Source organism: Celeribacter halophilus (assembly GCF_018860305.1).
In the GTDB taxonomy this organism is placed as follows: Bacteria; Pseudomonadota; Alphaproteobacteria; order Rhodobacterales; family Rhodobacteraceae; genus Celeribacter; species Celeribacter halophilus_A.
In genome coordinates this window covers 46,166-59,023 of sequence record NZ_JAHKPE010000031.1, presented here as the reverse complement: position 1 = coordinate 59,023, position 12,858 = coordinate 46,166, and the positions used below count along the sequence as shown (strand labels likewise).

At 58.2% G+C, this 12,858-nt stretch carries 11 protein-coding genes and 1 tRNA gene; 5 read left to right on the top strand and 7 right to left on the bottom strand.

The genetic code is table 11. The features are described from left to right. Window positions 1-47: 47 nt before the first annotated feature. Window positions 48-1,667: a glucose-6-phosphate isomerase gene (gene pgi / locus KO492_RS12155; RefSeq protein WP_216045209.1), complete on the top strand. Its 1,620-nt coding sequence runs from the start codon at window positions 48-50 to the stop codon at window positions 1,665-1,667. Between the two features lie 40 nt (window positions 1,668-1,707). Here pgi and KO492_RS12150 read toward each other — a convergent pair whose 3' ends face one another. The 3 genes from KO492_RS12150 to KO492_RS12140 all read right to left on the bottom strand — a co-directional run bounded on the left by KO492_RS12150 (window position 1,708) and on the right by KO492_RS12140 (window position 2,854). Continuing rightward, the gene (locus KO492_RS12150; protein WP_216045208.1) at window positions 1,708-2,001 is read right to left on the bottom strand and encodes an SCP2 sterol-binding domain-containing protein; all 294 of its coding nucleotides are present in this window, start codon (window positions 1,999-2,001) and stop codon (window positions 1,708-1,710) included. A gap of 108 nt (window positions 2,002-2,109) precedes the next feature. Next, window positions 2,110-2,183, bottom strand: a tRNA-Gly gene (locus KO492_RS12145). Between the two features lie 101 nt (window positions 2,184-2,284). Continuing rightward, window positions 2,285-2,854, bottom strand: coding sequence for a pseudouridine synthase (locus KO492_RS12140; protein WP_216045207.1), 570 nt, complete (start codon window positions 2,852-2,854; stop codon window positions 2,285-2,287). Window positions 2,855-3,105: 251 nt separating this feature from the next. Between KO492_RS12140 and KO492_RS12135 the strand changes: the two genes are divergently transcribed. Further along, window positions 3,106-4,218 (top strand): Ppx/GppA phosphatase family protein, encoded by a 1,113-nt coding sequence (locus KO492_RS12135; RefSeq protein ID WP_066600142.1) that lies wholly within the window; start codon window positions 3,106-3,108, stop codon window positions 4,216-4,218. A 109-nt stretch (window positions 4,219-4,327) separates the two neighbouring features. Here the strand turns inward: KO492_RS12135 and KO492_RS12130 are convergent, their stop codons facing one another. Both KO492_RS12130 and hemB read right to left on the bottom strand, forming a co-directional pair. After that, a complete protein-coding gene (locus KO492_RS12130; protein WP_216045206.1) occupies window positions 4,328-4,885 on the bottom strand; it encodes a YSC84-related protein in 558 nt (185 codons plus the stop codon). Between the two features lie 157 nt (window positions 4,886-5,042). After that, window positions 5,043-6,047 carry a porphobilinogen synthase gene (gene hemB / locus KO492_RS12125; RefSeq protein ID WP_216045205.1) on the bottom strand — a complete coding sequence of 335 codons (1,005 nt, stop codon included), beginning with the start codon at window positions 6,045-6,047 and terminating at the stop codon, window positions 5,043-5,045. Between the two features lie 172 nt (window positions 6,048-6,219). Between hemB and KO492_RS12120 the strand changes: the two genes are divergently transcribed. Next, window positions 6,220-6,747 (top strand): component of SufBCD complex, encoded by a 528-nt coding sequence (locus tag KO492_RS12120; RefSeq protein WP_216045204.1) that lies wholly within the window; start codon window positions 6,220-6,222, stop codon window positions 6,745-6,747. 4 nt (window positions 6,748-6,751) lie between these two features. Beyond that, window positions 6,752-10,228 carry a transcription-repair coupling factor gene (mfd, locus tag KO492_RS12115; protein WP_216045203.1) on the top strand — a complete coding sequence of 1,159 codons (3,477 nt, stop codon included), beginning with the start codon at window positions 6,752-6,754 and terminating at the stop codon, window positions 10,226-10,228. 3 nt (window positions 10,229-10,231) lie between these two features. Here mfd and KO492_RS12110 read toward each other — a convergent pair whose 3' ends face one another. Further along, the gene (locus tag KO492_RS12110) at window positions 10,232-11,464 is read right to left on the bottom strand and encodes a multidrug effflux MFS transporter (RefSeq protein WP_216045202.1); all 1,233 of its coding nucleotides are present in this window, start codon (window positions 11,462-11,464) and stop codon (window positions 10,232-10,234) included. Window positions 11,465-11,632: 168 nt separating this feature from the next. Continuing rightward, on the bottom strand, window positions 11,633-12,271 hold the full coding sequence (locus tag KO492_RS12105; protein WP_216045201.1) for a DsbA family oxidoreductase: 639 nt from the start codon (window positions 12,269-12,271) through the stop codon (window positions 11,633-11,635). Window positions 12,272-12,587: 316 nt separating this feature from the next. Between KO492_RS12105 and KO492_RS12100 the strand changes: the two genes are divergently transcribed. Then, window positions 12,588-12,842 (top strand): hypothetical protein, encoded by a 255-nt coding sequence (locus KO492_RS12100; RefSeq protein WP_216045200.1) that lies wholly within the window; start codon window positions 12,588-12,590, stop codon window positions 12,840-12,842. The last annotated feature ends 16 nt before the right edge of the window (window positions 12,843-12,858 follow it).

Here is a 12,858-nt window from a genome sequence, read left to right as displayed (position 1 = left end):
CAAACTGCACCAAAGAGATCGGGCAGAAGCCCCTCGAAGGAGACGACATGACCGTTGATTTTTCCGCCCTCAAATCCATGGCAGAGGCGGCGAAAGAGCGCCATATTCTGGACCTTTTCGCCGAGGACAAGAACCGCGCCGCCGGATTTTCGGCGCAAAGCGATGGGCTGTTGTTCGATTACTCCAAGACCAATATCGACACGACCACCCGTGACGCGCTCTTTGGTTTGCTAGATGAGGCCGGCCTTGCCGAAAAACGTCGCGCGATGTTTGAGGGGGACAAGATCAACGACACCGAGGGGCGCGCCGTGCTCCATACGGCCTTGCGTAATCTCGACGGTGGTCCGGTCATGGTTGATGGTCAGGATGTGATCCCCGGTGTGCGTCATACGCTGGCGCGGATGGGTGATTTCTCGGATCGTGTCCGGCGGGGAGAGATTGCCTCGACCTCCGGTGCGCCGTTTGAAGATGTGGTGAACATCGGGATCGGCGGGTCGGATTTGGGGCCTGTGATGGCCTACGAGGCGCTCAAACCCTATGTCGATGGCCCGCGCTGCCATTTCGTCTCCAATGTGGACGGGGCGCATATCCATGATGTTCTGACGGGCCTCAATCCGCAGACCACGCTGATCATCGTGGCCTCGAAAACCTTCACAACCATTGAGACCATGACAAACGCCAGAACCGCGCGGGACTGGCTTGTGAAATCCGTGGGCGAAGAAGGCATTGTGCAACATTTCGCAGCACTCTCCACCGCGCGCGACAAAACCGCAGAATTCGGCATCGACCCCGATCTGGTCTTCGGTTTCGAGGACTGGGTCGGCGGGCGCTACTCCGTCTGGGGTCCGATTGGCCTGTCTTTGATGCTCGCAATCGGTCCGCAGCGGTTCGCTGAATTCCTGCGCGGCGGGCAGGCGATGGACACCCATTTCCAATCCAAAGACTGGATCGAAAACCTGCCGGTGCTTCTGGCGCTTGTCGGCATCTGGCACAATCAGGTCTGCGGCTATACCACCCGTGCTGTGTTGCCCTATGAACAGCGGCTTTTGCGGCTTCCGGCCTATCTTCAGCAACTGGAGATGGAATCTAACGGCAAACGCGTGGCGATGGACGGAACAACCCTGCCTTTCCATAGCGGCCCTGTCGTGTGGGGGGAGCCGGGCACCAATGGCCAGCACGCGTTTTACCAGTTGATCCATCAAGGCACGCGCGTGATCCCGTGTGAATTCATGGTCGGACGCTACGGTCACGAGGCGGAGCTTGCGCATCAACATGAATTGCTCGTGTCCAACTGTCTCGCACAGTCCGAAGCCTTGCTGCGTGGCAGGTCCTTGGAAGAAGCCACAGAAATCATGAAGAAAAAGGGCTTTGAGGGGGCGGAGCTTGAGCGTCAGGCGCGTCACCGTGTCTTCCCCGGAAACCGCCCTTCAACCACGCTCGCCTATGACAAGCTCACCCCCTATGTTCTGGGACAGATCGTGGCGCTCTACGAACACCGCGTCTTTGTCGAAGGTGTAATCCTTGGCATCAATTCCTTTGACCAATGGGGCGTTGAACTGGGCAAGGAACTGGCGCTGGCGCTGCAACCTGTTCTGGCGGGCGAAAGTGATGGCAAGGGCAAGGACGGATCGACCATGCAGCTTGTCAATTACCTCAAGACTTCTTGATAAGATTTTGAAACTATAAGAAATACAGACCTCGGTGCGCTCACCCGAAGAGCGCGCCGAACTTCATGGCAGTTTTGGCATCACCTGTGATTTTAAGCTTGCCAAAGAGCGCGGCTTTCATAGGGTTCAACTCGCCTTTGAGAATTTTCTCGAAGGTTGGCTGGTCCGCAATGATCGCGCAATCGGCACGGTCGTCGGAGACATTCGCGGCATTCCCAAGGATCACCAGATTGCCCACATCCTTGATGCGCAAGGATACGGATTTTTCGAAATCCTTGCCTGCGAGCCGCTTCGCCAGAGCCGTTTGGGCGATTGTCAGAAATTCTGCGGTCATAATGTCCTCCCTTTGAAAAGAGGCCTAGTGCGCGCGCATGAAAACACAAAGCAAAACCCTACGTCACGGGGGGCGCAGAACATGTTTTTCTCATCTGTCAGAAGTGTCTGGAGCGGGTAACGGGAATCGAACCCGTAACTAAAGCTTGGGAAGCTGCCGTGATACCTTTTCACCATACCCGCGGTGACGGTTTACCTAAGCAATGGCTTGCGGGTGGTCAAGTAGATTTGCGACCCCTTGATATGAAAAACCGTTTTTAAATCCGGTCTTCTTTAGGTGTGGTCTACGGTCTGGCTTTCTTCGGGTCTTCCTCCCGCCATGCCCCGCTCTCCAATCCATCAAGCAGCCAAGGTCCGATGGACAGCCGGATCAGGCGCAGGGTCGGGAACCCCACAGCCGCCGTCATCCGGCGCACCTGACGGTTGCGGCCTTCGGTGATGGTGAGTTCCAGCCAGCTTTCGGGAACGGATTTACGGTAGCGCACCGGCGGCGTGCGGGGCCAGAGCCAGTCCGGCTCGGTGACCCGTTTGGCACGGGCAGGGCGTGTCATCCCGTCTTTAAGTTCCACGCCGTGACAAAGCTGCGCAATGGCCGCCTCTGTCAGATCACCTTCGACCTGCGCCAGATATGTCTTGGCCATCTTGTGACGGGGATTCGAAATCTTCGCCTGCAACTTCCCGTCATCCGTCAGCAGGAGCAATCCCTCGCTATCCCGATCCAGACGTCCCGCCGGATAGACCTTGGGCACATCAATAAACGCAGACAGGGTTTTCCGCGTGGAGCCTTGCGTGCCCTTGTCGGTGAATTGCGACAGAACATCGAAAGGTTTGTTAAATGCGATCAGTCGCGCCATGTCCGGTCTCCACAAGGCCTCAAAGAGGGGCGTCCAAGCCCGTTTGTCTGCGCACCGCATAAAAGAAAGGCAGAGCCGAGGAAAGGCGCAGAACCGTAAAACTCTCAGGAAACTGGTGAAATACGAGGCATAACGAGGGCAAGCATGGGCTGCCTCCGGTCATTGTGAACATCCGGGACGTTGCACAGGCCTTGCCGGACGCGCGAAAATTCGCTTATGGTGGCAGTAACTTGATATGGAGGGCGTGAACAATGGCGCCCAAGCGTCCCAACGGTGCGGGCGCGTTCCCGAAAGCGGTCGAGCCTCTCGCACCCAAACCTGCCGATCCGGCTGAGCTTTATGCTGCGCTGGATCTCGGCACCAATTCGTGTCGCATGTTGATTGCCCAACCGAAGGGCAGTCAGTTCCATGTGATCGACAGTTTTTCAAAATCGGTCCAGCTCGGCAACGGGTTAGAGGCCTCAGGTCGGCTGTGTCGCACCTCGATTTCGCGCACAATTCAGGCGCTTCGGGTCTGCCGGAAGAAACTCGAAAAACACGATGTCAAACACATGCGCCTCGTCGCGACAGAGGCCTGTCGGCGGGCGCGCAACTCCCGCGATTTTCTGCGTCGGGTGCAGCGCGAGACGGGGCTGAAACTTGAAATCATCAAGCCCGAAGAAGAGGCGCGGCTGGCCGTGATCTCATGTGCGCCGCTGGTGTCCACCAGGACCGAACAGCTTCTTGTGGTCGATATTGGCGGCGGCTCGACCGAACTTGTCTGGATCGACCTCTCGAACGTGCCACGCGCCGAACGTCCGAGGGCCATCATGCGGCTGCACACAGGCTTCCAGAATGCCGACAGCCCGTTTCCCCACGCCAAGGTGGTGGACTGGATTTCGGTGCCTTTGGGCGTTGCCACGCTGATGGAGCAATTCTCCGATGTGGAAGATGATTCCGCCCGCTTTGCCCTCATGTCGTGGTATTTCGAAGAAAAACTCGCCGATTTCACGCCCTACGCAAATGAATCCACCCGTGAAGGTTTCCAGATTGTCGGCACCTCAGGCACGGTCACCACAATCGCGGCCTCGCATCTGGGGCTCCGGCGCTATGACCGCAACAAGGTGGACGGGTTGCGGATGACCTCGGAACAGATCGACCGCGTGATCCGCGACTACCTCGATCTCGGACCTGAAGGGCGCAAACGCGACCCGCGCATCGGGCGCGACCGTCAGGAGCTTATCATGTCCGGCTCGGCCATTCTTCAGGCTCTGCTGCGCATCTGGCCTACCGACCGGCTTTCCGTGGCGGACCGTGGCCTGCGCGAAGGCCTGCTCTATGCGCAAATGTCAGCGGACGGGGTGCTCGAAGAAGCCGTGCCCTGATCTCGGGGAACGCGCGTCTGTTTCTTTCCGCCCGGCTTTCTGATGGCTGAAATACTCAAATAAAAAGCGGGCCTTGGCCCGCTTTCTTTATCTTCGACATGAAAAAATCTTACGGAATAATCCGCGTGTATTTCGTGCCTTCGATGGTGGCGCCTGCGATCAGCCCTGCCTGACCAAAGACCACTGCAATCACCGGAGACAGCGAGGTCATGGTTTCCGCAGACAGGTTCTCGCCACGGTTGGAAATCGCATATTCCATATCGGCACCGGCCGACCAGCCCGGAGAGTTGCGGAAATCTGCAAGCGCTTCGTTGGTCATGAAGAACAACACATGCGCGTATTGCTGCGCGCCGATCTGAAGCCCGAAGGTCGCCTGTGCCGAGGAGTAGTAATCCACGGTCACACCACCCACACGCAACGCACCGCGCCCGTAGGAGCCGCCGATGCCAAAGCCCGCCTTGGTGATCAGCGGCATGACCAGCATCCCCACCGATTTGTCGCGCAGCGTCGTGGTGCCCGGATAATTCGAATAAAGATACTCCAGCGTGCTATCAACGCGCGCGTCAATTGTGGCCGCACCGTTGGAGCGCATGGAGTTGTCACAGGCGGCCAAAAGTCCCGCGCTGCCCAGACCGATCATGAACGTCCGGCGATTGGAAATTGTCATCTGTTTGCCCTTTTCAGACTGCTGCGCGCCCTTGCGGGGGCACGTATCACCTCGATTTGAGAACTCTTTGGTTCGATTGATGGCACTATAGCCGCTTTTTTGCCAGCCTGTCACCGTGAAACAGTGGACAGGCGCAGGCTGGCGGATTTCGGCGAATTCAGGCTTTGCCGTTCAAAATGCGGGCGGCGGCAGGGGCGAAATAGGTGAGGATCCCGTTGCAACCCGCGCGTTTGAAACACATCAGGCTTTCCATCATTACCTTTTCACGATCCAGCCAGCCGTTCTGGAACGCACCTTCAAGCATCGCGTATTCGCCGGAGACCTGATAGGCAAAGGTCGGTACCTTGAAGGTCTCCTGCACGCGGCGGCACACGTCGAGATAGGGCATGCCGGGCTTCACCATCACCATATCCGCGCCCTCCATCAGGTCGCGTTCAACAAGGCGCAACGCTTCGTCAGTGTTGGCCGGATCCATCTGATAGGTCTTCTTGTCGCCTTTGAGCGCACCCGATGCGCCCACGGCGTCGCGGAACGGCCCGTAAAATCCGGAAGCATATTTCGCCGCATAGGACATGATCGAGACCTTGTCATAGCCTTCGGTCTCCAGTGCGCGGCGGATCGCGCCGATACGACCGTCCATCATATCCGACGGCCCGATGATGTCCGCGCCCGCTTCGGCCTGCGCCACGGCCATTTTGACCAGAGCCTCGACGGTCATGTCATTGACGATTTCGCCATTGACCACAAACCCGTCATGCCCGTTGATATTGTAGGGGTCCAGCGCCACATCGGTCATGATCGCCAGTTCCGGCACTTCAGCCTTGATGGCGCGGATGGCGCGGTTCACGAGGTTGTTTGGATCCCATGCACCGGCGCAGTCCTCGGTTTTCAGGTCCTGCTCGATATAGGGGAAAAGGCAAATCGCCGGAATGCCAAGCGCATAGGCCTCGGCGGCGGCTTTCACCAGTCGGTCGATGGTCAGGCGTTCGACACCGGGCATTGAGGGGATGGGCGTGGCTTCATTTTCGCCTTCGCGCACGAAAACCGGCCAGATCAGATCTTCGACCAAAAGCGCATTTTCCCGCACCAGACCGCGCAGAGTTTCCATCTTTCGCGTGCGGCGCAGGCGGGTGAGCGGGAAGGGGGCGGTGCTACGTGGCATGGAAGGACCTCTGGTTGCGATATTTCCTCTGAGGTGGCATGGATTTTCCGGCGCTTCAAGGGTAGGAATCTCTCTGCGGGGTCTCTAATCTGCCCAAGACGCGTTGACCGGCCTCTTGAGCCTGCGCGATTTTCGCTTTACGACACAGAAAACGACAGAAAAGAGCAGCGCCTTGGACATATACGCAACCCTTTTCGAACTGATCGATATGCGGTCTTTTTCGAACTTGTGGTATTGGATCGCTTTGGCGGTGCTTTGGTCTACAACCTCGCATTTTGTCCTCGGGGTGCCCTTTGATCTCGCGCTCAAGGCCAAACGTCACGGCGGCGAACGGATGCGTGATTTCGAAGATCTTGTGCGGATAAACACCCGACGGGTGCTCAATATCGCCGAAGTTTCCGGTCTTTTGCTCACAGCTCTGGCGGGGGCGGTGATTTCCACCCTTGCCATCACCGGCTTTGTTTACGATGTCGAGTTTTCCCAAGCGGTGTTTTTCATGGCCTTCCCGATGCTCTTTGTGGCCGCGATCAATATCCGCATGGCGCAGAGAATTCGCGACAGGGAGATCAGCGGCGAGGCACTTGTGGCGACTCTACGGCGTCATCGCTTCTATGTGCAACTGATCGGTATGTGTGCGATCTTTGTCACCGCCATGTGGGGCATGTATCAAAACCTTGTGACCGGGCCTTTGGGGGGCTGATGTCATGGCAGAAGCTCTCCATCTGACCGTCGGGGGCGCGCCCGAAGGATTCGACGCGCATTTGCTCGCCCGCGAAGTGGCCCGCACAGGCGGCCCCGTGATCCATGTGGCACGCGACGACAAACGCCTTGCGGCCTTGCGTGAAGGACTGAGGTTCTTTGCCCCCGATTTGCCCGTGATCGAATTTCCCGCTTGGGATTGTTTGCCTTATGACCGGATGTCGCCCAATGCCGATCTCTCGGCGCAGCGTATGGCGGCGCTGGCGGCCTTGGCGCATGGCACTGTGCCGCAGCGCTTTGTCTTCCTGACAACGCTTTCCGCCGCAACCCAGCGCCTGCCAGCCAAGGAAATCCTGTCAGAAGCTGCCTTCACCCTGATGAAAGGGCAGCGCGTCAATGAAGCCGAGCTACGGGCCTTTTTCGTGCGTATGGGTTTTACGCAGGCCCCCACGGTGGTCGAGCATGGTGACTATGCGATCCGTGGCGGCATAATAGATGTTTACCCGCCGGGGCAGGCCTTGCCCGTGCGGCTCGACTTTTTCGGGGACGAGCTGGACGGTATCCGCCGCTTTGATCCGGCAACGCAAAAAACCGTGGACAGCCTCAAGGAGGTGAGTTTCACGCCGGTCTCCGAGGTGATCCTTGACGAACCCGCCATCACGCGGTTCCGCCAGAATTACCGCATCGAATTCGGCTCTGCCGGCACGGATGATCCGCTGTATGAGGCAGTGACCGCCGGACGCAAACACGCGGGGATGGAGCACTGGCTGCCGTATTTCCACGAGCGGCTTGATACGATTTTCGACTACCTGCCTGATGCGCCGGTTTCTCTGGATGATCAATCGACTGCGGCGCGTCTTTCACGTTGGGAAGGCATTGAGGACCAGTATCAGACCCGCCGCGAGGCGCTCAATGCCAAGGGACGCATGGACTCGGTCTATAAACCCTGTCCGCCCAAACTTCTCTATCTCGACGATGCCGCGTGGGAAGTCGCCGTTGCGGGCCGGCGCGTGATCCATTTCCACCCCTTGCCGCAGGCCTCCGGACCGGGCGTGATCGACGCGGGCGGGCGCGTGGGGCGCAACTTCTCGCCTGAACGCCAGATGGAAGGCATCAATCTTTTCGAGGAGTTAGCCACACATATTCAAAAACGGCGCGACCTTGGACAGGTGGTTCTGGCCTCATGGTCTGAAGGCGCGCGGGACCGTCTCAAAACCCTTCTGGAAGATCAGGAGGTTGCAGGCACGGAGATTTCCGACTGGCGTGATGTGCCCGAAGGCAAAGGCGGAGTTTACCTTTCGGTCTGGGCGCTGGAACAGGGGTTCGAAGCCCCAGTGGGCGAAGGGCAATCGGTGACGGTGATTTCCGAGCAGGATGTGCTGGGAGACCGTCTCATCCGCCGTCCGGGACGGCGCAAAAAGGCGGAAAACTTCCTCACCGAACATTCCAGCCTCAGCCCCGGCGATCTGATCGTGCATGTCGAACACGGGGTCGGCATTTTCCGCGGATTGGAGGTCGTCACCGCTCTGGGCGCGGCCCATGAATGTCTTTTGCTCGAATACGCGGGCGGGGACCGGCTTTACCTTCCTGTCGAGAATATCGAACTTCTGAGCCGCTACGGTCATGACGAAGGATTGCTGGACCGTTTGGGTGGTGGAGCATGGCAGGCCAAAAAGGCACGGATGAAGGAACGTATCCGCGAGGTGGCTGAAAAGCTCATCCGGATCGCAGCCGAGCGCCATATCCGCAAGGCTCCGATCATGGAACCACCCGCCGATATGTGGGAGGCCTTCTGCGCACGGTTCCCTTACACGGAGACCGAAGACCAGCTCAAAGCCATCGAGGACTGCCTCGACGATCTGGAACGCGGCATGCCGATGGATCGCCTGATCTGTGGCGATGTGGGCTTTGGCAAAACCGAAGTGGCGATGCGCGCGGCCTTTGTCGCGGCACTGTGTGGCGCACAGGTGGCGGTGATCGCACCGACGACGCTTCTGGCGCGGCAGCACTTCCGCAGCTTTGCCGAGCGGTTTCGGGGTTTTCCTATCAATATCAGACCGATGTCGCGTTTTGTTTCGGCAAAGGATATGACGAAAACCCGCGAGGAACTGGCCGACGGGACAGTCGATATTGTGGTCGGCACCCATGCTTTGCTGGCCAAATCGGTGAAATTCGCCAATCTGGGCCTGCTCATTGTGGACGAGGAGCAACGCTTCGGCGTTACACATAAAGAGCGGCTCAAGTCGTTGAAATCAAACATCCATGTCTTGACACTCTCGGCCACACCCATTCCGCGCACGCTGCAAATGTCGCTCACCGGTGTGCGGGATCTCTCGATCATCGGAACGCCGCCGGTCGACCGGCTGTCGATCCGCACCTATGTCTCGGAATTCGATACTGTGACCGTTCGAGAGGCCTTGCTGCGCGAACATTATCGCGGCGGGCAGTCCTTTTTCGTTGTGCCGCGTGTGAGCGACATTCCGGAGATCGAGGATTTCCTGAAAGCGCAGGTGCCGGAACTGACCCATGTGGTCGCCCATGGCCAGATGGCGGCGGGCGAGTTGGACGACCGGATGAATGCGTTTTATGACGGGAAATATGATGTGCTTCTGGCGACGACCATTGTCGAAAGCGGCATCGATATTCCGACCGCCAACACGATGGTGGTGCATCGCGCCGATATGTTCGGGCTGGCCCAGCTTTACCAGATCCGTGGTCGGGTGGGGCGCGCCAAGACCCGTGCCTACGCCTATCTCACCACCAAACCGCGCGCACCTTTGACGCCGCAAGCCGAGAAACGGCTGCGCGTTCTGGGCTCGCTCGACACTTTGGGGGCAGGGTTTACACTGGCCTCGCAAGACCTCGACATTCGCGGTGCAGGCAACCTTGTGGGTGAGGAGCAATCCGGTCACGTCAAGGAAGTCGGCTTCGAGCTTTATCAATCCATGCTCGAAGAGGCGATTGCCAAGATCAAATCCGGCGAAGAGGCGGTAACGCTTGATGATGACGGGGAATGGGCGCCACAGATCAATCTGGGCGTGCCGGTGTTGATCCCCGAAACCTACGTGCCCGATCTCGACGTGCGGCTGGGGCTATACCGGCGTCTCTCGACTTTGCATGGCAAGGTGGAGCTGGAAGGGTTTGCTGCGGAGCTGATTGACCGGTTCGGAAAATTGCCGAAAGAGGTCAATACCTTGCTGCTCGTTGTTCGGATCAAGGAGAAATGCCGTGCGGCAGGTATTGCGCGTCTGGATGGCGGGCCGAAAGGTGCAACAATCCAGTTCCACAATGACACATATGCCAATCCGACGGGGCTTGTGCAGTTCATCCACCAGCAAAAAGGTCAGGCGAAGGTCAAGGACAACAAGATCGTGATCCGCCGCGACTGGAAGAAGGGCAGCGACCGGATCAAGGGTGCGTTCTCGATTGCGCAGGACCTTGCAAAACTGGCGAAGGTCGCCGCGCAACCGATTAAGAAATAAGAGTTATTCGGCGGGTTTCGGCGGCGCGTTATGCGGTGCCGTGGCGCTGTCCTCAAAGTAGAACAGGATCAGCGCCAGCCCCGAACAGATCACACCGGCGGTCATGACCGGAATGGTGGTGCCGTTGAACATCTGCCCGACAGGGGCCGCGATGAACAGCATGCCGGTGGTAAAGAACGCCCCCATCAGCGAATTGGCCAGTCCGGCGATATGACCCAGCGGCTGAAGCGCCAAGGCGTTGATATTGCCGAAGGTAAACGAGTTGATGAGGAACAGCGCGACGGTCCAGATGTAGAAGACCGCGAATTTGATGCCCAAGGCCTCGTCCAGCCCGCTCAGCACCAGCAGAAGCGCGATGACAGAGCCGCCAAGGGAGAGGCCGAAACCCAACCGGATCATGAAGTGCATTCCGACGCGCTCGACGAATTTGCCGTTGATGAGCGCCCCCACAGCGGCAAGTACTGCCACGGAGCCGAACCAGAGCGGAAAGGTCTCTGCCATGTTGAAGACTTCGTCATAGATTTGCTGGATGGAGGACAGCACCGCAAACATCTGGCCAAAGCCCAGAATGAGCATGGCGATATAGATGCGGATATTGTAGGTGCCGAGCACCTCCACAACGCCTTGTTTCATCAGGGTGTAGGTGATCTTCCGGCGGTTTTCCTTGGGGAGTGTCTCCTGTTGGCGCAGCGTCAGCCAGAGCGTGACGACGGAGGCCAGCACGATGAAGGACACGAACACGCCACGCCAGCCCATGCCTTTGATGAGGATCGCGCCAATGGTCGGTGCGGCGGCGGGCGCAAGCATGAAGATGGTCATCACGAAGGACGTGATTTTCGCCATGTTGCGCCCTTCATACAGATCGCGGATCAGTGCCACACCCACTGTGCGCGGGAAGGCTGCGCCAAGCCCCTGAAGCGCACGACCGAAGAGCAACATCTCAAGAGACTGGGCCGCCGCAGAAATCAATGCGCCAATCGCGTAAATGCCCAAGCCCATCAGGATAATCGGCTTGCGCCCGAACTGGTCCGAGATCGGCCCCGACACCAACGTGCCAAGCCCCAGACCCAACATGAAGGATGTCAGCACAAACTGCGCCTTGTTGGGATCGTCCGGCGACAGGTCCGCTGCGATAAGGGGCAGGCCGGGCAGCATGGCATCAATGGAAAACGCCACCATGGCAAAGGTGAGCGCGAGAAGGATCGTAAATTCGAGTTGCGGCAAGCGACGCGGCATAGGGGGCACTTTCGTTGGGAGGGGCATTCGGGAAATGCTGGCGAACCCTAGTGCGGGCGTGGCTCTTTGAAAACTCCGAGAGTTGAAGAGACAGTCCTGCATTTATGCACAGAGCAGTCGAATTTCAGGGGACAGTTCGCGCCAAAAGAGATTGCCTCCAAGAGAACATTAAAGCGCGTTTCGTTCCGCCAGTTCGTCAATCACGTTCAGCCACAAATCAGTCGGCTGGGCGCCGGACACGGCGTGTTGATTGCCGATGATAAAGAATGGTACCCCGTTGATGCCGCGTTCGCGGGCATGAGTATCGCGCCGTTTGATTTCGTCCACATCGGCATCGGTGTCCAGAAGGCGGGCGATGGCGTCCGCATCCATTTCGATCTCTGCGGCCAGTTCCGCAAGAACGGCGCGCGAGCCGATGTCGCGCCCGTCTTTGAAATAGGCGCGGAAGAGGGAGGAGATCGCCGCAGTCTGCCGCCCTTCGATCCCGGCCCAATGAATGAGACGATGGGCGTCGAGCGTGTTGGGTGTGCGTTTGATCTTGCCCAGATCCGCCTGCGGCAATTCTTTGTGCATCACATCAATGATCGGCTTGTAAGCCTTCAACGCGCCTTCGGTGCCGTGGAACTTGCTTTCCAGATAGGCGAGGCGGTCCATGCCTTCTTTCGGCATGGTCGGGTTCAGCTGGAACGGGTGCCACTGGATTGCGAAGGGATGGTCGGGGCGCGCTTCCAGTGCGCGGTCGAGACGTGTCTTGCCGATGTAGCACCACGGGCAAATCGGATCGTGAAAGATGTCGAGGGTGATCATGCGGCTTCTCTTTTCATGAATGTTGCCTTTGCCTCTACACGATCTTGCGGCGTGAGGGGAGTGTCGAGAAAAGGAAAATATTCTCCCACCTCACAATTTACACCAATATGGATGTTCTCATTGACCTATATCTTGTGTTTGGGGTGGGTTTGCAATTTTGCAAACTCCGCATATTTCCGATTCGTTCCCGATTTGATCCTGTGAAAAGCCGCGCGCGGCGGGGCGGAAATGTGACGGATCGCCATGCATGACAGGGGGAGCAGAACATGGTTAACTGACTGCATCATAATCATTTCTCAGGTTCGAGGTTCACGTCATGGCAGCGCAAGATACCAATTCCTTCAGGACCTTTCAGGGCCACGCCCGTCCTATGGGGCTGAACGAGACCAGTTTCCGTCAGCGCCTTCGTCTTCCGATGGCAACCCTTGTGCTCGGCCTGATGGCCGCTCTCGCTATTGCCGGTGGTGCTCTGGATACATTGATCGGCCGTCAGGTGATCGGCGGGTTGACCGATGTGGAATATCTCACCGCGCCACTCCCCGTCACGGAGCCCGCGCCGCTTCAGGACTAAAACCAGATCAGGGCAG

Coding starts and splice junctions, on each gene's coding strand:
- pgi (WP_216045209.1), top strand. CDS start 48: ATGACCGTTGATTTTTCCGCCCTCAAATCCATGGCAGAGGCGGCGAAA.
- KO492_RS12150 (WP_216045208.1), bottom strand. CDS start 2,001: ATGACCGCAGAATTTCTGACAATCGCCCAAACGGCTCTGGCGAAGCGG.
- KO492_RS12140 (WP_216045207.1), bottom strand. CDS start 2,854: ATGGCGCGACTGATCGCATTTAACAAACCTTTCGATGTTCTGTCGCAA.
- KO492_RS12135 (WP_066600142.1), top strand. CDS start 3,106: ATGGCGCCCAAGCGTCCCAACGGTGCGGGCGCGTTCCCGAAAGCGGTC.
- KO492_RS12130 (WP_216045206.1), bottom strand. CDS start 4,885: ATGACAATTTCCAATCGCCGGACGTTCATGATCGGTCTGGGCAGCGCG.
- hemB (WP_216045205.1), bottom strand. CDS start 6,047: ATGCCACGTAGCACCGCCCCCTTCCCGCTCACCCGCCTGCGCCGCACG.
- mfd (WP_216045203.1), top strand. CDS start 6,752: ATGGCAGAAGCTCTCCATCTGACCGTCGGGGGCGCGCCCGAAGGATTC.
- KO492_RS12110 (WP_216045202.1), bottom strand. CDS start 11,464: ATGCCGCGTCGCTTGCCGCAACTCGAATTTACGATCCTTCTCGCGCTC.
- KO492_RS12105 (WP_216045201.1), bottom strand. CDS start 12,271: ATGATCACCCTCGACATCTTTCACGATCCGATTTGCCCGTGGTGCTAC.
- KO492_RS12100 (WP_216045200.1), top strand. CDS start 12,588: ATGGCAGCGCAAGATACCAATTCCTTCAGGACCTTTCAGGGCCACGCC.